Annotated in this window: 20 protein-coding genes and 4 tRNA genes; 21 read left to right on the top strand and 3 right to left on the bottom strand. The window is 50.7% G+C overall.

Annotation, left to right across the window (positions count from 1 at the left end):
• The first annotated feature begins 30 nt into the window (after positions 1 to 30).
• The 4 genes from ACF8PK_RS10250 (at position 31) to ACF8PK_RS10235 (ending at position 438) form a co-directional block, all read left to right on the top strand.
• A tRNA-Gly gene (locus tag ACF8PK_RS10250) sits at positions 31 to 106 on the top strand.
• Positions 107 to 137: 31 nt separating this feature from the next.
• Positions 138 to 213, top strand: a tRNA-Gly gene (locus ACF8PK_RS10245).
• Between the two features lie 31 nt (positions 214 to 244).
• Positions 245 to 320 (top strand) — tRNA-Gly (locus ACF8PK_RS10240).
• A gap of 41 nt (positions 321 to 361) precedes the next feature.
• Positions 362 to 438: transfer RNA gene (locus tag ACF8PK_RS10235), tRNA-Met, on the top strand.
• A gap of 573 nt (positions 439 to 1011) precedes the next feature.
• Here the strand turns inward: ACF8PK_RS10235 and queG are convergent.
• On the bottom strand, positions 1012 to 2124 hold the full coding sequence (gene queG / locus ACF8PK_RS10230; protein WP_392441143.1) for a tRNA epoxyqueuosine(34) reductase QueG: 1113 nt from the start codon (positions 2122 to 2124) through the stop codon (positions 1012 to 1014).
• A gap of 210 nt (positions 2125 to 2334) precedes the next feature.
• Here queG and tsaE point away from each other — a divergent pair, with 210 nt between their 5' ends.
• The 9 genes from tsaE (at position 2335) to ACF8PK_RS10185 (ending at position 11683) form a co-directional block, all read left to right on the top strand.
• Entirely contained in the window at positions 2335 to 2799 is a 465-nt protein-coding gene (gene tsaE, locus ACF8PK_RS10225; RefSeq protein WP_004728274.1) for a tRNA (adenosine(37)-N6)-threonylcarbamoyltransferase complex ATPase subunit type 1 TsaE, read from the top strand.
• Positions 2793 to 4511, top strand: coding sequence for an N-acetylmuramoyl-L-alanine amidase (locus ACF8PK_RS10220; RefSeq protein WP_055467042.1), 1719 nt, complete (start codon positions 2793 to 2795; stop codon positions 4509 to 4511). Before tsaE ends, ACF8PK_RS10220 begins: the two co-directional genes overlap by 7 nt.
• Before the next feature lie 12 nt (positions 4512 to 4523).
• Positions 4524 to 6473 (top strand): DNA mismatch repair endonuclease MutL, encoded by a 1950-nt coding sequence (gene mutL, locus ACF8PK_RS10215; RefSeq protein ID WP_392441140.1) that lies wholly within the window; start codon positions 4524 to 4526, stop codon positions 6471 to 6473.
• Positions 6470 to 7402 carry a tRNA (adenosine(37)-N6)-dimethylallyltransferase MiaA gene (miaA, locus tag ACF8PK_RS10210; RefSeq protein ID WP_392441138.1) on the top strand — a complete coding sequence of 311 codons (933 nt, stop codon included), beginning with the start codon at positions 6470 to 6472 and terminating at the stop codon, positions 7400 to 7402. Before mutL ends, miaA begins: the two co-directional genes overlap by 4 nt.
• 195 nt (positions 7403 to 7597) lie before the next feature.
• Positions 7598 to 7861: an RNA chaperone Hfq gene (gene hfq / locus ACF8PK_RS10205; RefSeq protein ID WP_014203968.1), complete on the top strand. Its 264-nt coding sequence runs from the start codon at positions 7598 to 7600 to the stop codon at positions 7859 to 7861.
• Positions 7862 to 7902: 41 nt separating this feature from the next.
• Positions 7903 to 9192, top strand: a complete 1290-nt coding sequence (hflX, locus tag ACF8PK_RS10200) for a ribosome rescue GTPase HflX (protein WP_004728279.1) — start codon at positions 7903 to 7905, stop codon at positions 9190 to 9192.
• Positions 9193 to 9237: 45 nt separating this feature from the next.
• Positions 9238 to 10431 carry an FtsH protease activity modulator HflK gene (hflK, locus tag ACF8PK_RS10195; RefSeq protein WP_143680961.1) on the top strand — a complete coding sequence of 398 codons (1194 nt, stop codon included), beginning with the start codon at positions 9238 to 9240 and terminating at the stop codon, positions 10429 to 10431.
• 2 nt (positions 10432 to 10433) lie between these two features.
• Entirely contained in the window at positions 10434 to 11417 is a 984-nt protein-coding gene (gene hflC, locus ACF8PK_RS10190; RefSeq protein WP_143680960.1) for a protease modulator HflC, read from the top strand.
• Positions 11418 to 11494: 77 nt separating this feature from the next.
• Complete coding sequence (locus ACF8PK_RS10185; RefSeq protein WP_014203966.1) at positions 11495 to 11683, top strand: DUF2065 domain-containing protein; 189 nt, start codon at positions 11495 to 11497, stop codon at positions 11681 to 11683.
• A gap of 31 nt (positions 11684 to 11714) precedes the next feature.
• Here ACF8PK_RS10185 and ACF8PK_RS10180 read toward each other — a convergent pair whose 3' ends face one another.
• Both ACF8PK_RS10180 and ACF8PK_RS10175 read right to left on the bottom strand, forming a co-directional pair.
• Positions 11715 to 11942: a SlyX family protein gene (locus ACF8PK_RS10180; protein ID WP_004728283.1), complete on the bottom strand. Its 228-nt coding sequence runs from the start codon at positions 11940 to 11942 to the stop codon at positions 11715 to 11717.
• 2 nt (positions 11943 to 11944) lie between these two features.
• Positions 11945 to 12925: a WD40 repeat domain-containing protein gene (locus tag ACF8PK_RS10175; RefSeq protein ID WP_014203965.1), complete on the bottom strand. Its 981-nt coding sequence runs from the start codon at positions 12923 to 12925 to the stop codon at positions 11945 to 11947.
• Between the two features lie 139 nt (positions 12926 to 13064).
• On the opposite strand from ACF8PK_RS10175, the gene fkpA reads away from it, so the two are divergent.
• The 8 genes from fkpA to fusA all read left to right on the top strand — a co-directional run bounded on the left by fkpA (position 13065) and on the right by fusA (position 19085).
• A complete protein-coding gene (fkpA, locus tag ACF8PK_RS10170; protein ID WP_004728285.1) occupies positions 13065 to 13850 on the top strand; it encodes an FKBP-type peptidyl-prolyl cis-trans isomerase in 786 nt (261 codons plus the stop codon).
• A 177-nt stretch (positions 13851 to 14027) separates the two neighbouring features.
• Positions 14028 to 14750, top strand: coding sequence for a transcriptional regulator (locus ACF8PK_RS10165; protein WP_041942412.1), 723 nt, complete (start codon positions 14028 to 14030; stop codon positions 14748 to 14750).
• On the top strand, positions 14747 to 15139 hold the full coding sequence (gene tusD, locus ACF8PK_RS10160; protein WP_392441131.1) for a sulfurtransferase complex subunit TusD: 393 nt from the start codon (positions 14747 to 14749) through the stop codon (positions 15137 to 15139). Before ACF8PK_RS10165 ends, tusD begins: the two co-directional genes overlap by 4 nt.
• Entirely contained in the window at positions 15136 to 15492 is a 357-nt protein-coding gene (gene tusC, locus ACF8PK_RS10155; RefSeq protein WP_014203962.1) for a sulfurtransferase complex subunit TusC, read from the top strand. The genes tusD and tusC overlap by 4 nt, the downstream gene beginning before the upstream one ends.
• Before the next feature lie 14 nt (positions 15493 to 15506).
• Complete coding sequence (gene tusB, locus ACF8PK_RS10150; RefSeq protein ID WP_014203961.1) at positions 15507 to 15782, top strand: sulfurtransferase complex subunit TusB; 276 nt, start codon at positions 15507 to 15509, stop codon at positions 15780 to 15782.
• 183 nt (positions 15783 to 15965) lie between these two features.
• The gene (gene rpsL / locus ACF8PK_RS10145) at positions 15966 to 16340 is read left to right on the top strand and encodes a 30S ribosomal protein S12 (RefSeq protein ID WP_014203960.1); all 375 of its coding nucleotides are present in this window, start codon (positions 15966 to 15968) and stop codon (positions 16338 to 16340) included.
• A 102-nt stretch (positions 16341 to 16442) separates the two neighbouring features.
• Positions 16443 to 16913 (top strand): 30S ribosomal protein S7, encoded by a 471-nt coding sequence (gene rpsG / locus ACF8PK_RS10140; protein WP_014203959.1) that lies wholly within the window; start codon positions 16443 to 16445, stop codon positions 16911 to 16913.
• Between the two features lie 75 nt (positions 16914 to 16988).
• Entirely contained in the window at positions 16989 to 19085 is a 2097-nt protein-coding gene (fusA, locus tag ACF8PK_RS10135) for an elongation factor G (protein ID WP_392441128.1), read from the top strand.
• Positions 19086 to 19192 lie beyond the last annotated feature (107 nt).

Here is a 19192-nt window from a genome sequence, read left to right as displayed (position 1 = left end):
TTTAGCCCGCATCGTGCTTAACGGTGACATGCGACACTAGCTCAGTTGGTAGAGCGCAACCTTGCCAAGGTTGAGGTCACGAGTTCGAACCTCGTGTGTCGCTCCAATTTAGCCCGCATCGTGCTTAACGGTGACATGCGACACTAGCTCAGTTGGTAGAGCGCAACCTTGCCAAGGTTGAGGTCACGAGTTCGAACCTCGTGTGTCGCTCCAGTTTAGCTCTCATCGTGCTTAACGGTGACATGCGACACTAGCTCAGTTGGTAGAGCGCAACCTTGCCAAGGTTGAGGTCACGAGTTCGAACCTCGTGTGTCGCTCCAGTTGATAGCCCTCATCGTGCTTAACGATGACACAATACGGACGCGGGGTGGAGCAGCTTGGTAGCTCGTCGGGCTCATAACCCGAAGGTCGTCGGTTCAAATCCGGCCCCCGCAACCAATTTCTTCGTTTCAAGAGATCACTGCGCTAGACGCAGATTTTTTTACTCTTAAAACGGCAAAAGTTTGGCAAACCGCCAATGCTCTTTCTATAATGCTGTGAAGCATAAACCCCCTAAAAATAAACACGCTGCTGCGAGGTAGTGTGATTTTCTTTTTGTTTGCGACATTCGTCCGAATGTGCCCGCTTACCTGCTACAGACTGATTTTGTACTGTTCATCAACAGACTTATCCACATTTTATTTCTGTGGATAACTTGGTGTATAAAGTGTTTTTCAGTAGCTGGAATGGTGACTTGCGGCAGGATCTTTTTTGGCAACTCAGGTTGAGTGATAACACGGGTTTTTCTGTAACTCGTTGTTTTTATTAACTTTAATTGACTTGTTAGCAACAAGCATTCCAACAAAAAAAGATCATTAACTGTATTTTCATTGATCCTAATCATTTCCTGCTGGTGTGACTAACTTTTCTAAGATTTAGAAAACAGAGTCGGATAAAAAATTTTTTCCACATTTGGGATATTTGAGAAGCATATCAAAGTCTGTGCGTAAGGCTTGTGCAACTCGCCCTCATTCAAGCATCTCTCGGCAACCCCTTCTCTATGATACGAACCAAGCGTTGGTGCTTGGTGTTGCTAAACGGCAACTGAGCTTGCTGTTCGGCTAAGGCCCATTCTATGTGTTCATCCAACAAGGCGGATTGCCCTTGGTGACGAGTCAGCTCGTCGATAATGCGAGAGGAATAGGGCGCATTGCCCATTGCGATAATCAGATTACGTTGCCACTGCTGGTGGCCTATCCGGCGAATGGCCGAGCCTTCCATGTTGCGCAAGAAGGTGGCTTCATCCCACGCAAACAGCGCGACCAAGTCCGGTTCGTTGAACGCTGGGCGGCGATGGAAGTCAGATTGCTGCGTCAGATCAGCAAAGCGATTCCACGGACACACCAGTTGGCAGTCATCGCACCCGTAGATGCGGTTGCCCATCGCTTTGCGAAATTCGAGTGGAATCACACCATCGTATTCAATGGTGAGGTAAGAGATGCAACGCCGAGCATCGACCACGCCATCGGCGACAATCGCACCAGTGGGGCAAGAGGTCACACAGGCGCGGCATTTACCACATTGGTCTTCAGACGGCGTATCGACGGGAAGTGGAATATCAACCAGCAGTTCGCCGAGAAAAAACCACGAGCCGCTGTCTTGATCCAGAATCAGTGAGTGTTTACCGGTCCAGCCGAGTCCGGCTTTCTGCGCCAAAGGGCGTTCCAGAATCGGTGCAGAGTCGACAAACGGGCGATATCCCAGTTCACCCACCGCAGCTTCGATTTTCTCGCCCAGTTTCTTGAGCTGATTGCGCAGCAGCTTGTGGTAGTCACGGCCGAGCGCATAGCGGCTGATGTAAGCGTGAGTTGGGTTATTGAGATTGCTGGCAAACTGCGCCTGCGGCGGTAGGTAGTTCATGCGTGCGCTGATCACACGTAAAGTGCCGGGCAGGAGTTCAGCTGGGCGCGCGCGCATCATGCCGTGACGCGCCATCCAATCCATCTCGCCGTGATATCCCGCGTCGAGCCATTGCTGCAATGCGGTTTCATGCTGACTCAGATCCACATCGCAGATCCCGACTTTTTCAAATCCGAGCTCAATGGCCCAGTGTTTGATCTGATCTGCAAGTGCGTGATAATCCATAACGGTTCAGCTCGGTAAAATGGGGCGGGGATCTTAGCGGATCTATCTGGGGGGATCCAGCGCTTCGCGCGTGCTTTTTTCCGCAACGCTGGCGAATATTTTTCGGTTTGCTTACAGAAGAGAGCTTGTCTCTCAAATCCAACCCAGTTTACTATTCGGTTTCTTTTGATTTTTATATAGTCGATGTTCGACACATTAGAGATATTTTCAATGACCACGAAGACCTTCACCCTTAAAGATGAGCACGCGACGGTAGATCTTGGCACAGCGCTGGCCAAGCTCTGTACGCAACAGACCACCTTGTACTTACACGGCGATCTTGGTGCAGGCAAAACCACTTTCAGTCGTGGTTTCATTCGTGCATTGGGTCATACGGGCAATGTGAAAAGCCCGACGTACACCTTAGTGGAGCCGTACCAATTGGCTCAATGGCAAGTGTATCACTTTGATCTTTACCGTTTGGCGGATCCGGAAGAACTCGAGTTCATGGGGATCCGTGATTACTTTACCGATGATGCGATTTGTCTGGTGGAATGGCCGGAGAAAGGCCATGGCATGTTGCCGACGTCGGATCTGGATCTCGACATGCGTTACGATGGCAACCAGCGCCAAGCGGTGTTCACCGCAAACAACGACTATGGGCGTACATTATTGAATCAGTTGGAGTTATGTTGATCGTTCACGTTTGCCGTTCTTGGGTCGTCTGGCTTGCGCTGACGACCGCCTTCTTGTCGAGTGCCGTCCAGGCCAACGTGTTGGAGGGGGTGCGAGTTTGGCCCTCTCCGGATGAAACACGCGTCGTGATCGACGTGAAATCCGAAGTGGATTTCAGCTATTTTACCCTCAGTGGGCCGGATCGTCTGGTGGTGGATCTCAAACAGACCTCGCTGGGCACCAAATTACCGGTTCATGTCAGCGACAGTGCGATCCTCACGAAAATCCGCGCCAGTTCTCCGCCTGAAAAGTCGAGCTATCGTCTGGTGCTGGAACTAAAAAGGAAATCGTCCCCGCAACTGTTTAAGCTCGCGCCGACACCAGGCGGCCAATATGGCCATCGTTTGGTGATTGATCTGCCGCACGCCGAAAGTGCCAGCCAGCCAGCGGCTAAACCAAGCAGCGAGACCAAAGTGAGCCGAGATGCTTCGCAGCTCTATGGCACTGCCGATATCGTTGTCGCGATTGATGCTGGCCACGGTGGTGAAGATCCCGGATCGATCGGTCCGACCCGCAAGTACGAAAAAGACGTTACCTTGAGTGTGGCCAAGAAACTGGCGGATCAAATTGATGCCGTGCCGGGAATGAAAGCGGTGCTTACGCGCCGCGGCGATTATTTTGTAAATCTGAACAAACGTTCTGAAATCGCCCGTAAGAACAAAGCGCACTTGCTGGTGTCGATTCACGCGGACGCGTTCCATACGCCGCAGCCGCGCGGTGCCTCGGTGTTTGTACTCAACACCCGTCGCGCCAACACAGAGATCGCCCGCTGGGTCGAAAACCATGAGCAGCAATCGGAATTGCTTGGCGGGGCCGGTGAAGTGCTGGCAAAAAACAATGCCGACCGCAACGTCAGCCAAACCTTGCTCGATTTGCAGTTCAGTCATTCTCAAAAAGAAGGCTACAAAGTCGCGACCAACATCCTGCGTGAAATGGGTAAAGTCGCGCACTTGCACAAACGCGAACCGGTTAATGCCAGTTTGGCGGTGCTGAAATCGCCGGACATTCCATCCGTGCTGGTGGAAACGGGCTTTATTTCCAACCCCGCGGAAGAGAAATTGCTATTCCAGCGCAGCCATCAGGACAAACTGGCGCATGCGTTGACGGTGGCTGTGGTGCAGTATTTTGAAGACAACCCACCGGAAGGCACGCTGTTTGCCAACCGAGGCAAAACGCAAAAACATAAAGTGCAGCGCGGTGAGTCGTTGTCGGTGATTGCCAACAAGTACGGCACCCGTGTCGAGGCGATTGTGCAAACCAATAAACTCAAGAGCAACAACCTCGCGGTGGGTCAGATCCTGACGATTCCGGGGGGCAGTCGCGGGCCGGTGCACGTACCGGTGGTGAGCAATCCGGTCGAAACCGAAACCGTGACTCACGTGGTCAAATCGGGTGATTACCTTGGCAAGTTGGCCAGCACGTACAAAGTCTCGGTGGACGCGATCAAACGCGAAAATAACCTGAGATCCGATACCTTGAAATTGGGCCAAAAGCTGAAAATTACCGTCAGCTTGAAAGACAAGCCGCTGCGCAAGCACACGGTGGCGCGCGGAGAGTTCTTAGGCAAGATCGCCAGCAAGTACAATGTCAGCGTGCAGAGCATTCGTGAAGCCAACAAGCTGCGTTCGGACAATCTTGCGGTCGGTCAGGTCCTGATCATTCCAAACAAATAACACGGGGCGTGTATGACGATTCGTATTCTGCCAGCGCGACTGGCCAACCAGATTGCTGCCGGGGAAGTGGTCGAGCGACCAGCTTCGGTGGTGAAAGAGCTGGTCGAAAACAGCCTCGATTCTGGTGCGACTCGAATCGATATTGACATTGAAAAGGGCGGCGCCAAGTTAATCCGCATTCGTGACAACGGCTGTGGCATCGACAAAGACGAATTGGGGCTGGCGTTGAGTCGTCATGCCACCTCCAAGATCCACACGCTGGACGATCTAGAAGCCATCATTAGCCTTGGCTTTCGCGGTGAAGCGCTGGCGAGTATCAGCTCGGTGTCGCGCCTCACGCTGACATCGCGCACGGCGACGCAGGAAGAAGCGTGGTCAGCGTACAGTGAAGGCCGCGACATGCAGGTGCAGCTGCAACCTGCCGCGCACCCGATTGGCACCACCGTAGAAGTGCTCGATCTGTTTTTCAATACGCCAGCGCGGCGCAAATTTCTGCGCACCGAAAAGACCGAATTTACTCACATTGATGAACTGTTAAAGCGCATTGCACTCAGCCGTTTTGATGTGACATTCAATTTGCGCCACAACGGCAAGCTGGTGCGCCAATACCGCGCTGCGAAAACCGAGATTCAGCTGGAGAAACGCATCGCAGCGGTGTGTGGCTCGGCCTTTGTGCGCAACATGCTCAAGATTGAGTTGGCGCATCAAGGGCTCAAACTGCATGGCTGGATCACCACACCCGATGGCGCGCGCCAGCAGAGTGATCTGCAATATTGCTACGTCAATGGCCGCATGATGCGCGACAAGCTCATCAACCATGCGATTCGTCAGAGCTACGAAACCAGTTTACGCCCTGATCAGTTTGCCACGTACGTGTTGTTTATTGAGTTGGATCCGCATCAGGTCGATGTCAACGTGCATCCCGCCAAACACGAAGTTCGTTTCCATCAGGCGCGTCTGGTACACGATTTTATTTATCAGGCACTCAGCAGCGCGCTGGCGGAAAGCCAACACATTGATGCGCCAGCGCACAACGAATCGGCTTTCCATTATCACGATGAATCTGAACAGACGTCCGCGATATCAGAGCGGGTGGCACAGGCGGTCGAGAGCACGCCGGCTTATCCGGGTCGCAGTGATTATGAACGCCCAGCGCGTGAAGCGACCCGCGATCAGGTGCGCGAAGCCCCCAAACACAGTGCATGGGTTGAATCTTCGCCAGCAAAAGGCAAACCCGCCCAGGAACGCGTTAGTGCCCCTTCACCGTCTCAGGCCGAAGTACGTGCGTATCAGGCGCTGATGCAAACCCCCGATGTGGCTGCGCCAACGCCTGACGAACACCGCCCATCTACCCCGTCAGAACACACGCCGTTAGAACACGATACTTTTACGGTGCAGCAACTGGGGAAAGCCATCGCGGTGGTGCGTGGGTGCTATTTGCTGATGAACACGCCACAAGGCTGTGTACTGCTGTCTCTTCGCGTGGCGGCGTGGCTGAGAGTGCGTGGGCAGTTGAATGCGCAGCACGAGCCCCTCAAGAGTCAGCCGCTGCTGGTACCGCTGTCGTTGAAAATGTCGGCATCGGAAGCCAACGCTTTGGAACAGTCTCAGCCGCTGCTGACGCAATTGGGTTTAGAGCTCAAGCCGCGCCATCCGGGATCCTTGATGGTGATGGGGGTGCCACAACCGCTGCGACAGCAAAATCTACAACTTCTGATCCCAGATCTGTTATCTTACGCGTCTTTGAATTTTGAGCAGGCCGATCAGCCGCTGGATCTGAATTCGCTGGCCGATTGGCTGAGCGATCGTGTGGTGAGTGAGAAAGCTGACTACACTTTGTCAGAAGCGATCCAGTTGATTGCAGAGATTGAGCAGATGTGGCAGGGCAACCTCCCGCTGCACGATGAACGTTTTGTTCGACCTGTGGATTTTTCCGCGACCATTGCAGCATTAAACTCATGAGCACACAATTACCTTTAGCCCTGTTTCTGATGGGGCCGACCGCTTCCGGTAAAACAGATTTGGCCATTCGTCTGCGCCAAAAGTTTCCGGTTGAGATCATCAGCGTGGATTCGGCGCTGATCTACAAAGGCATGGACATCGGCACCGCCAAACCAGACCAGCACGAGCTGGCGCTGGCGCCTCATCGACTGATCGACATACTCGATCCGAGTGAAGCCTATTCTGCGGCAGATTTTCGCCGTGACGCGCTGCGTGAAATGAACGACATTGTGGCACAAGGGCGAATCCCGCTGCTGGTGGGCGGTACCATGCTGTATTACAAGGCGTTGCTGGAAGGGTTATCCCCGCTGCCAGCCGCTGATCCTGAGATTCGTCAACAGATCGAACACGAAGCGGAACAACATGGTTGGATGGCGTTGCATGACCAATTACGCCAGATCGACCCCATCTCGGCCGAACGAATTCATCCAAATGATCCACAAAGATTATCGCGGGCATTGGAAGTTTATCGGATTTCAGGTAAAACTCTTACTGAACTGACTCAAACCAAAGGGGAAGCATTACCTTTTCGGGTCAAGCAGTTCGCAATAGCTCCCAAGGAAAGGGCTGAGCTCCACCGTCGAATTGAACTCCGATTTGAAAAGATGGTCGAAGCAGGGTTTGAAGAAGAAGTCAAAGCACTCTATGCTCGAAAAGATCTTCATCCTGATTTGCCGTCGATCCGTTGTGTGGGATATCGACAAATGTGGGACTATTTAGACGGGAACGGTCGTTTGGAGGACGCAATCTTTCGCGGAATCTGCGCCACTCGTCAATTGGCCAAGCGACAGATCACCTGGTTGCGCAGCTGGGATGATTTAACTTGGTTAGATAGCGAAAACGTTGAACACGCGTTGGAAACTCTCTCAAATGCCATAGCATCTGATTGAGTTAGCTGTGTATAATGTGATCGCTTTTGCGTGATGTGCCCTGTAAAGGATCCGTTACTTGTTTTTGGCGCGTCAGCCCCAATGATCGGTAACAACGGGGTGTTTTTATTCGTTTAGCTCAGATGCGAAGGCCGCACAAATTTCAGTGCACCGCTAGCTAAATAACTACAACAAAATACAAATAAGGAAAATAAAATGGCTAAGGGGCAATCTCTACAAGACCCATTCTTAAATGCACTACGTCGCGAGCGTATTCCAGTGTCTATCTACCTTGTGAACGGCATTAAGCTGCAAGGCCAAATCGAGTCGTTTGATCAATTTGTGATCCTGTTGAAAAACACCGTGAACCAAATGGTGTACAAACACGCGATCTCAACAGTTGTTCCTGCTCGTCCAGTGAGCCATCACAGCGGTGATCGTCCAACGAATGAGCGCGGCTCAGAGAAATCAGAAGATTAATTCTCTGTACGCAAATTATTATTTATTAAGGAGTTGATAGCTTGTTTGACCGTTACGAAGCCGGTGAGCGAGCCGTACTTGTTCATATCAACTTCACGCAAGAGGGTGAATGGGAAGATCTCAGAGAATGTGAAATGCTGGTCTCTTCCGCAGGAGTGTCGACCCTACAGGTGATCACCGGTAGCCGACAATCTCCTCACCCTAAATATTATGTCGGTGAGGGCAAAGCCCAGGAAATTGCACAGGCCGTCCAAACGACGGACGCTGATGTGGTGATTTTCAACCATGCCCTCTCTCCTGCCCAAGAACGTAACCTCGAACATCTCTGCCAATGTCGAGTGATCGACCGTACCGGTCTGATCCTAGATATCTTTGCACAGCGTGCGCGTACTCACGAAGGTAAATTACAAGTGGAACTGGCCCAGTTGCGCCATATTTCTACTCGTCTGATTCGTGGCTGGACGCACTTGGAACGTCAAAAGGGCGGTATCGGCTTACGTGGTCCGGGTGAAACCCAGTTGGAGACGGACCGTCGTTTATTGCGTGAACGAATCAAAGCCATCTTGCGCCGTTTAGAGCGCGTAGCGAAGCAGCGTGAACAAGGTCGACGTGCACGAAACCGGGCAGAAATACCCACGGTTTCATTAGTCGGTTATACCAACGCAGGGAAATCGACCCTGTTTAACCGCATTACCTCAGCGGGCGTCTATGCCGCAGACCAACTGTTTGCGACCCTCGACCCGACCTTGAGAAAAATTGATTTAGCCGATGTTGGGCCAGCGATTTTGGCCGACACCGTCGGATTCATTCGTCATTTACCACACGATCTGGTGGCCGCATTCAAAGCCACGTTACAAGAAACTCAGGAAGCTGACATTTTGTTACATGTTGTGGATGCGAGTGACGAGCGTTTTCGTGAGAATATTCAGGCTGTCGATGATGTTCTGCTGGAGATTGAGGCCAACGAAGTGCCCACGCTCTTGGTGATGAACAAAATCGATAATCTAGAAGGCCAACAACCTCGTATAGAAAGAGACGACGAGGGCGTTCCGAGAGCGGTGTGGGTCTCGGCAATGGATGGTCTTGGCATTGATCTGCTGTTTGCAGCACTGACCGAACGTCTGGTCAGTCAGATCGTTGAATATCGCTTGCGAGTTCCGCCACAGCACCAAGGCAGAATCCGCAGTACCTTCTTCCAAATGAAGTGCATACAACACGAAGAGTATGATCAAGAAGGCAATTTACTGATCACAGTTCGTATGCAGCAAGTGGATTGGTCTAGACTAGAAAAAAGAGAAGAGGCAGTTTTACGTGACTTTATAGTTACTTAAAGGACTGCTAGAGTATAACGTCATATCAAATGATGGAGCTTTCTAATGGCGTGGAATGAGCCCGGAAATAATAACGGCAACAACGGCCGCGATAATGACCCATGGGGTAACAACAATCGCGGCGGTAAAGGTGGCCGTGAACAAGGTCCGCCAGATTTAGACGAAGTGTTTAATAAGCTGAGTCAGAAGCTGGGTGGCAAGTTTGGTAAGAAAGGCGGTGGCGGTAAAGGGCCTTCTTTCTCCGGTGGTGGTGCGATTGGCTTTGGTGTCATTGCCGCGATTGCCATCGCGATTTGGTTCTTTGCTGGCTTCTACACAATTGGTGAAGCGGAGCGTGGTGTGGTGCTGCGTCTGGGTAAATACGATCGCATCGTTGATCCAGGCCTGAACTGGCGTCCGCGCTTTATTGATGAAGTGACACCAGTTAACGTGCAAGCGATCCGTTCACTGCGTGCGTCGGGTCTGATGTTGACCAAAGACGAAAACGTGGTCACCGTATCGATGGATGTGCAATACCGTGTGGCTGACCCATACAAGTACCTGTTCAAAGTGACCAATGCAGACGACAGCCTACGCCAGGCGACGGACTCTGCACTGCGTGCTGTGATCGGTGACTCATTGATGGATAGCATTCTGACCAGTGGTCGTCAGCAAATTCGTCAGAGCACTCAGGAAACCCTGAACCAGATCATCGACGGCTACGACATGGGCTTAATCATCGTTGATGTGAACTTCCAGTCTGCCCGTCCGCCGGAGCAGGTGAAAGATGCGTTTGATGACGCTATCGCGGCGCGAGAAGATGAAGAGCGTTTCATTCGTGAAGCAGAAGCGTACAAAAACGAAATTCTGCCAAAAGCGACCGGTCGTGCTGAGCGTCTGAAGAAAGAAGCGCAAGGTTACACCGAACGTACCGTGAACGAAGCGTTGGGTCAGGTGGCACAGTTTGAGAAACTGCTACCGGAATACACCGCGTCACCAAAAGTTACGCGTGATCGTCTGTACCTAGATGCGATGCAAGAAGTGTACTCCAACACGTCGAAAGTGCTGATTGATTCAAAATCCAGCGGCAACCTGCTGTACTTGCCAATTGATAAGTTGGCCGGACAGGAAGGCGCGGCAACCAAGCGTCCGACAAAGTCGTCTTCGGCTTATGATCAAATTGAGTTGGAATCACAACGCACTGAAACGGAAAGCGACACCCAATCTCGCTCAACCAGCACACGTCAAGGGAGATACTAAGAATGCGTAAGTTAATGATCCCTGTTGTCGTTGTTGTTCTGGCGTTGCTGCTGATGTCGATGTTCGTTATCCCGGAAGGGGAGCGTGGTATCGTCATTCGTTTCGGTCGAGTGCTGAAAGACAACAATGATGTATCGAGAATTTACGAGCCAGGTCTGCATTTCAAAATGCCAATGTTTGACCGTGTCAAAACACTGGATGCGCGCATTCAGACCATGGACGGCCGTTCGGACCGTTTCGTCACTTCGGAGAAAAAAGACGTCATCATCGATTCGTATGTGAAATGGCGTATTGAAGACTTCGGTCAGTTCTACTTGGCAACCGGCGGCGGTAACACGCTCACGGCTGAAGCCCTGCTAGAGCGTAAAGTGACTGACGTACTGCGTTCTGAAATCGGTGCGCGTGAAATCAAGCAGATCGTTTCAGGCCCGCGTAACAGTGATGTGTTGCCAGACAGCCCTGATTCGGATGTGGTCACGACTGAAGCGGCGAAGCAGGCGTTGGAAATTGATGGTCAACGTGACCAAATCATGGAAAACGTTCTAGAAGATACGCGTCAAAGTGCGATGAAAGACTTGGGTGTTCGTGTGGTGGATTTCCGAATGAAGAAAATCAACCTACCGGATGAGATCAGTGAATCGATCTACCGTCGTATGCGCGCAGAGCGTGAATCGGTGGCTCGTAAGCACCGTTCACAAGGTCGTGAAAAAGCAGAAGTGATCAAAGCACAAGCTGAGCTTGAAGTGGCGACCATTCTGGCAGAAGCCGACAAAACCGCGCGTGTAACACGCGGTGGTGCGGATGCACGAGCGGCGAAGATCTACGCGGATGCTTACAACAAAGATCCAGAGTTCTTCAGCTTCCTACGCTCTCTTCGTGCGTACGAAAAATCATTCAGTCAGAAGAGCGACATTCTGGTCTTGGATCCGAATAGCGAATTCTTCCAATACATGAATAACTCGAAAGGCACTGCGCCTGCGAAATAATCGCCGGCTGCAGATAACATAAAGGCTCCGCAAGGAGCCTTTATTGTTTGTCGATGGATCAAACGAAGGAGAACCCGGTGTCGAATTCAATTTGGGTTGCGGTTGGGCTGGTGCTCATTGTCGAAGGACTTGGCCCGTTGATTGCCCCCAACGGCTGGCGTCGCATGGTGGCACAACTGAGTGAGCAGCCGGATCACCAATTACGCCGCATCGGCGGTTGTCTGGTGGTGGCGGGCGCCGTGATCGCGTATTACTGTATGCGCTAGCGCTCGAGCATGGCGCCCCTCACGTGCGCCGTTAATAATGTGGTGGTGGTGTTTCTTGGGAGGGATCGGCCAGATTGGACGTATCCATGTTTTTCACCTTGCCCACCACGTATTTCATTTGATCCTGCATTTTGGTGATCAAGAGTTGCTGATGGCTTAACGCTTCGTTGAGTTCATCAATGGTTTGCTCCTGAAACGCCACTTTGCATTCCAAGTCATCTATGCGCTGCAACAGCGAAGTCAACATATCGTCTTTCATGATTAGTCGTCGAGTTTCCAAGCTTGAGCTATACCGGCAGACGTGCCTGAAATGACACGTTGCTGTGAATCGAAAGCCGCATCATACACCACCGCGCGCGGTGGACGGGCATCTTTTCTCGGCTCCGCTTCAAAGCTGTCGAGTTTCTTACCGCTTTGCGTGTCCCAAACGGCGATACGGCTGGATGGGGTGCCTGTCACCAAGCGGGAACCATCATCGGAAAAGCGTGCCGCAGAGAATACCAACTGGCGTGAAAAACTGCTCAACGAAGTGCGTTTTTGCCCGGTTTTCAGATCCCATATGATGGCTTGATTGCCGCCGTCTGAGGTAAAAGCGAGTTGGCCGTCCCGTTGCAGCGCAACGCGGTTGACGCGCTGATCGTGTTTAAACTGACGTAAAATTTGGCCCGTTTGGGTGTCCCATAAATAGGCGGTGTAATCGTTGCCGCCCGTCAGGGCGTAACGACCATTGGGTGAAATCGCGACTGAATTGACTTTTTCCTGATGGGCAAGGAACTCCAGACGTCGTCCGGTGACTAAATCGACGTAAATGGCTTTCCCGTTGGAGAGGCCGAGCAGAACTTGCTCGCCATTGCTGGTGATGTCGACATCGCGAATCAGTCCGTCCGAAATGGACCAAAGGCCTTTGGCTTGCGTCCAAGCCAAATCCCAGACGGCGAAATTGATTTGGCTCGCGGTCACGGCATAGCGGCCGTTATCAGAAAGGCGGATGAGCGACACGGTGCTCGCTTGAGGATCTTGCGCGCCGAGGTCGGCGAGTTTTTTGTGTTCGCTCAGATCCCAGAGCACCAACTGATGCTCTTTGGAGTAAATCAGCGCGAATCGCCCATCTCTACTGAGCCCAAAACTGGTGGACCCGTTGGGTTCTAAATCCCAGCGTTCGACATTCTGGTCAGAGAAAAAACAGCCATTTAACAATGAAATGACAACAAACAGCAGGATGGAATGAGAAATTATTCGCATCAGTTCTAATTATCCGCCTCGTGTGTAAAGACAATCTGAAAACATAAGGCTATATTGGTACAACTCTGTGTTGCGCACCAGCTTGAAACCAAGATTTGTGCACAATCACAAAAGGTTTGCCTACAAATTGGAGAATTCAATGAAATCACTTTTTAAAGTGTCGCTACTGGCCGCAACCGTAGTGTTGGCCGTTGGCTGTCAGAAAGAAGAAGCTGCAAAACCAGAAACCGCAGCACCAGCCGCAGAACAAGCTTCTGCCGCAAAAACGGTAACCTTCCAGAATGAAGACGACAAAGCAGCGTACGCAATTGGTGTTTCGTTTGCGAATTACCTCAGCACCAGCATTGAAAAACCAAGTGAAATTGGCATCAATCTGAACAAAGATATGGTTCTTCAGGGGATTCAGCATGTGTTTGCTGGGAACGCTGAAATGACCGAAGAAGAGACCCGTGCGGCGCTGGAAGCGCTCGATAAACGCGTGGCCGAAAAAATGAAAGCGCAAGCCACTGAAAAAGCGGCTGCGAACAAAAAAGCAGGCGATGACTACCGTGCTGAGTTCGAAAAACAGGAAGGCGTGAAGAAAACCGCGACTGGTCTGTTGTACCAAGTGATGACGCCAGCGCAAGGTGACTCACCTAAAGATACGGATACCGTGCAAGTGCACTACAAAGGTACGCTGATCGACGGCACGCAATTTGACAGCTCTTACGATCGTGGTGAGCCAGCGACATTCCCGTTGAATCGCGTGATCCCAGGTTGGACCGAAGGCGTGCAACTGATGCAAGTGGGCTCGAAGTACAAGTTCGTGATTCCGCCAGAGCTGGCTTACGGCGAACAAGACACGCCAACCATTCCGGCCAACTCAACCTTGGTGTTTGAAGTGGAACTGCTGAAAATCGACAACGGTGACAAAGCAGCGCAATAAGCATCACGGATTGCAACGCAAAGGGCCTGACTTGTTCAGGCCCTTTTTGATCCCGCTCTAGAACTGCTACATAATTTGTTCTAAATCACTTGTTGGCAATATAGCAGAGTCTTCGGCTAAAATTTTCTGATAAACTTACACCAATTTGTTGATTTTTCGTTCTAAGGTCAAAATACAGTGACAACGACAGAGACTATTAATGCCGATATGTTGCTTGAGATGGAATCCGTGCATGTGAAACCATTTACAGAGCATGACAAAGTAATTTTGCGTTCATACGAAGCCGTTGTGGATGGAATTGCCAGCTTGATTGGCCCTTTTTGTGAAATCGTTCTGCACTCGCTGGAAGATCTCAACACGTCCGCGATCAAAATTGCGAACGGGGAGAACACGGGGCGTCAGGTGGGGTCACCAATCACAGACCTCGCGCTGAAGATGCTGCGCGATATTGAAGGATCAGAGCGAAACTTTTCACGTTCGTACTTTACGCGTGCTAAAGGCGGCGTCTTGATGAAGTCGATCACGATTGCCATTCGTAACGGTGACAACCGCGTGATTGGCTTATTGTGTATCAACGTCAACTTAGATGCGCCGTTCTCTCAAGTGCTGCAATCGTTTATGCCAACCCAAGAAGCGCAAGAAGCGGCGTCTTCTGTGAACTTTGCCAGTGATGTGGAAGAGTTGGTTGATCAAACGGTAGAACGCACCATTGAAGAGATTAACGCGGACAAGTCGGTGTCAAACAACACCAAAAACCGTCAAATCGTCATGGCGCTGTTTGACAAGGGCATCTTTGATATTAAAGATGCCATCAACCGCGTGGCGGATCGCCTGAATATTTCTAAACACACGGTTTACCTCTACATTCGTCAGCGTAAAACTGAGGATGACGAGAAGTGAGTTTAACCTACACCTTATTGGTGAATGGCTCCGTCTATGGCACGCAGTCTGCGCGGAATGCGTACCTGTTTGCCAAGGCCGTGATTGAAAAAGGCCATACGTTGACCAGCGTCTTTTTCTATCAGGATGGCGTGCAAAATGGGTCGGTGCTTACGGCACCGGCCAACGATGAGTTCGACCTCGCCAAAGCATGGCAACAATTAGCCCAGCAGCACCAAGTGCGCTTAGAAACGTGTGTGGCGGCGGCGCTGCGCCGTGGCGTGGTGAGCCAAAGTGAAGCTGAGCAACATCAGTTGCCGGGGGCAAACTTAGCCCCTTTGTTTGAGCAAACCGGATTAGGCAGCTTGGCGGAAGCATTATTGACTCAAGACAGAGTGGTACAGTTTTGAAAAAAATCGCGTTTGTCTTTCACTCCGCGCCACATGCGACCAGTGCGGGCCGCGAGGGGTTGGATGCGCTGTTGGCTGCGTCGGCTTACAGCGAGGATCTTGCTGTGTATTTCATCGGCGAAGGGGTGTTGCAGTTGGTCTGCGATCAACAGCCGCAGTCGGTGCTCAGCCGTGATTACATCAGTGCGTTTAAGCTTTTGGATCTCTACGACATCGAGCATCGTGTGGTGTGCGCTGCCAGTTTGGCAGAATGGGGCATCGCGGGTGAAGATCTGCTGGTGGACGTCGAATGCTTAGATCCGCAAACCATCGGATCGCAATGGCAAGCGTTTGATCAGATCATGACCTTTTAATCTCAGGAGCGGCTGTGCTACATATTGTTAAACATCCTCAGCAACTGGCGCTGATTGGTCGCTATCTTCAAGCGAATGATCAGCTGTTGTTGGTTGAAAGCGCCGTCTACGCGACGAGCGAACATTCGCCATATTTTGCTCATTTACCCACCCAACAGTGCGTTTATGCGCTGAAAGAAGATCTCGAGGCCAGAGGGTGGATCAATCGTTGTGCGCAGAACATTCAGGTTGTGAATGTCGATGCGTGGGTTGAATTGAGCGTGAATCACGATAAATCAATGAGTTGGTGATACTTCGTCGTTGTTGTACGCCACTCTGTCCATTCCCCCATTTTTGCCCGGCAAAAAAGATCTGTATATTTCTTGACACACATCCCACTGCTGCATAGAATTTTGCGTCCCTATTTGCGCAATGTGCATTTGGGGCTAGATTTTTCACAAAGCTTACTTTCAAGTAAATTCAGGAGCTAGTTAATGGCAACTATTAACCAGTTGGTACGTAAGCCTCGTGCAAAGCAAGTTGCTAAAAGCAACGTGCCAGCACTAGAAGCGTGCCCACAAAAACGTGGTGTATGTACTCGTGTTTACACTACTACACCTAAAAAACCTAACTCAGCACTTCGTAAAGTTTGTCGTGTACGTCTGACAAACGGCTTCGAAGTAACATCGTACATCGGCGGTGAAGGTCACAACCTTCAAGAGCACTCAGTTGTTCTGATCCGCGGTGGTCGTGTTAAAGACCTTCCAGGTGTTCGTTACCACACTGTACGTGGTGCACTTGACTGTGCAGGCGTGAACGACCGTAAACAAGCTCGTTCTAAATACGGTGTGAAGCGTCCTAAGTCTTAATGGATTCCGTTAAGTAAGGCCAAACACTAAATTATTTTTTAATTTTTTGAAAAAACTGAAAAGTTTTGGATAAAACCTGAAGAAGACAACGGAGAATATTCCATGCCACGTCGTCGCGTCATTGGTCAGCGTAAGATCCTTCCAGATCCAAAGTTCAAATCTGAACTGCTGGCAAAATTCGTTAACATCCTTATGGTTGACGGTAAAAAATCTACTGCAGAAAAAATCGTTTACACTGCACTAGATGCTATGGCTGAGAAATCTGGTAAAGATCACTTAGCTGTATTTGAAGAAGCTCTTGAAAACGTTCGCCCAGCGGTAGAGGTTAAATCTCGCCGTGTTGGTGGTTCAACTTACCAAGTGCCAGTAGAAGTACGTCCGGTTCGCCGTAACGCACTTGCTATGCGTTGGTTGGTTGAAGCTGCGCGTAAGCGTGGTGAAAAATCTATGGCTCAACGCCTAGCTGCTGAAATGCTAGATGCGTCAGAGAACAAAGGTACTGCTGTTAAGAAACGTGAAGACGTTCACCGTATGGCAGAAGCGAACAAAGCGTTTGCTCATTACCGCTGGTAATACCTTCTGTGCTGCGAGGTCCTCTCGCAGCACATTTCTATTTTCTAAGGTGAACCTTAGTAAGAGGATACAATCGTGGCTCGTAAAACTCCTATTGAGCGCTACCGTAACATCGGTATTTGTGCTCACGTAGATGCAGGTAAAACAACCACTACTGAGCGTATTCTGTTCTACACTGGCCTTTCTCACAAAATCGGCGAAGTTCACGATGGTGCCGCAACCATGGACTGGATGGAGCAGGAGCAGGAGCGTGGTATTACCATCACCTCAGCTGCGACGACTACCTTCTGGCGTGGTATGGAAGCACAGTTCCAAGATCATCGCATCAACATCATTGATACCCCTGGACACGTTGACTTTACGATCGAAGTAGAGCGTTCTCTTCGTGTACTTGACGGTGCAGTGGTTGTGTTCTGTGGCTCATCTGGTGTTGAACCTCAGTCTGAAACTGTATGGCGTCAGGCAGACAAGTACCACGTTCCACGTATGGTATTTGTGAACAAGATGGACCGTGCGGGTGCAGATTTCCTACGCGTTGTAGACCAAATTAAACATCGTCTTGGTGCGAACCCAGTTCCAATCCAATTGAACATTGGTGCGGAAGATGAGTTCAAGGGTGTCATCGACCTGATCAAGATGAAAGCCATCAACTGGAATGATGCCGACCAAGGCATGACGTTCACATACGAAGACATTCCGGCTGACATGCTCGAGCTTGCTGAAGAGTGGCGCAACCATCTGGTTGAAGCTGCCGCAGAAGCCACTGAAGAGTTGATGGAAAAATACCTAGAAGAAGGCGAACTGACTGAGCTTGAAATCAAGCAGGCACTTCGTCAGCGTACATTGAACAACGAAATCGTACTGGCCACGTGTGGTAGTGCGTTTAAGAACAAAGGTGTACAGGCCGTACTGGATGCAGTCATCGAGTACTTGCCATCACCCGTTGATGTACCGTCTATCAAAGGTGTCGATGAACGTGAGAACGAAGTTGAGCGTCATGCTGACGACAACGAACCGTTCTCTGCGCTGGCATTTAAGATCGCGACTGACCCATTTGTGGGTACGCTGACTTTCATTCGTGTTTACTCCGGTGTTGTGAATTCAGGTGATGCTGTTTACAACTCGGTAAAAGAGAAGAAAGAGCGTTTCGGTCGTATCGTTCAGATGCACGCAAACAAACGTGAAGAAATCAAAGAAGTTCGCGCAGGTGACATCGCCGCAGCGATCGGCCTGAAAGATGTGACAACAGGGGATACTCTGTGTGATCAAGACCATAAAGTGGTCCTAGAACGCATGGAATTCCCTGAGCCGGTTATTCAGATCGCAGTAGAACCTCGTTCTAAGGCAGACCAGGAAAAAATGGGCATTGCGCTAGGTAAACTGGCCGCAGAGGACCCATCATTCCGTGTCGAAACCGACAATGAAACCGGTCAAACACTGATCTCAGGTATGGGTGAACTTCACTTAGACATCATCGTTGACCGCATGAAGCGTGAATTCAGCGTTGATTGCAACGTGGGTAAACCTCAGGTTGCATACCGTGAAACCATTCGTGGTAAAGCGGAAGTAGAAGGCAAGTTTGTTCGTCAGTCTGGTGGTCGTGGTCAATACGGTCACGTGTGGCTGAAGATTGAACCTTCTGAACCAGGCGAAGGCTTTGTCTTCGTTGACGAGATCGTGGGTGGTGCGATTCCTAAGGAATTCATCGGCCCGGTAGCGAAAGGTATCGAGGAGCAAATGAACAACGGTGTGTTGGCGGGCTATCCTGTATTGGATGTGAAAGCCACACTATTCGATGGTTCATTCCACGATGTCGACTCAAGTGAGATGGCGTTTAAGATCGCTGGCTCGATGGCATTCAAGAAAGGTGCGCTTGAAGCAAACCCTATCATTCTTGAACCGCTGATGAAAGTTGAAGTAACCACTCCGGAAGATTGGATGGGTGATGTGGTCGGTGACCTGAACCGTCGTCGCGGCATCATCGAGGGAATGGATGAAGGCCCTGCGGGTCTGAAAATCATTCGTTCACGCGTACCACTTTCTGAGATGTTCGGTTACGCAACTGACCTACGTTCTGCAACCCAAGGTCGTGCTTCTTACTCTATGGAGTTTTCTGAGTACGCTGAGGTGCCTAAAAACATTGCTGAAGCAATTGTGGCAGAGCGCGGTTAATAATGAATCTATTGCGCTGACGAGCGTTGGCGCATAAAATAGCAATTTCTGGCGCGCCCTGAGTGTACGTGACTCAAGGCGAATCATAACTAGGAAGGAACACGATC

Origin of the sequence: Vibrio sp. CJQ_6 (genome assembly GCF_043106745.1) — a bacterium.
GTDB lineage: Bacteria > Pseudomonadota > Gammaproteobacteria > Enterobacterales > Vibrionaceae > Vibrio > Vibrio furnissii.
This window is presented reverse-complemented; position numbering and strand designations above follow the sequence as displayed.

Coding starts and splice junctions, on each gene's coding strand:
- queG (WP_392441143.1), bottom strand. CDS start 2,124: ATGGATTATCACGCACTTGCAGATCAGATCAAACACTGGGCCATTGAG.
- tsaE (WP_004728274.1), top strand. CDS start 2,335: ATGACCACGAAGACCTTCACCCTTAAAGATGAGCACGCGACGGTAGAT.
- ACF8PK_RS10220 (WP_055467042.1), top strand. CDS start 2,793: ATGTTGATCGTTCACGTTTGCCGTTCTTGGGTCGTCTGGCTTGCGCTG.
- mutL (WP_392441140.1), top strand. CDS start 4,524: ATGACGATTCGTATTCTGCCAGCGCGACTGGCCAACCAGATTGCTGCC.
- miaA (WP_392441138.1), top strand. CDS start 6,470: ATGAGCACACAATTACCTTTAGCCCTGTTTCTGATGGGGCCGACCGCT.
- hfq (WP_014203968.1), top strand. CDS start 7,598: ATGGCTAAGGGGCAATCTCTACAAGACCCATTCTTAAATGCACTACGT.
- hflK (WP_143680961.1), top strand. CDS start 9,238: ATGGCGTGGAATGAGCCCGGAAATAATAACGGCAACAACGGCCGCGAT.
- hflC (WP_143680960.1), top strand. CDS start 10,434: ATGCGTAAGTTAATGATCCCTGTTGTCGTTGTTGTTCTGGCGTTGCTG.
- ACF8PK_RS10180 (WP_004728283.1), bottom strand. CDS start 11,942: ATGAAAGACGATATGTTGACTTCGCTGTTGCAGCGCATAGATGACTTG.
- ACF8PK_RS10175 (WP_014203965.1), bottom strand. CDS start 12,925: ATGCGAATAATTTCTCATTCCATCCTGCTGTTTGTTGTCATTTCATTG.
- fkpA (WP_004728285.1), top strand. CDS start 13,065: ATGAAATCACTTTTTAAAGTGTCGCTACTGGCCGCAACCGTAGTGTTG.
- rpsL (WP_014203960.1), top strand. CDS start 15,966: ATGGCAACTATTAACCAGTTGGTACGTAAGCCTCGTGCAAAGCAAGTT.
- rpsG (WP_014203959.1), top strand. CDS start 16,443: ATGCCACGTCGTCGCGTCATTGGTCAGCGTAAGATCCTTCCAGATCCA.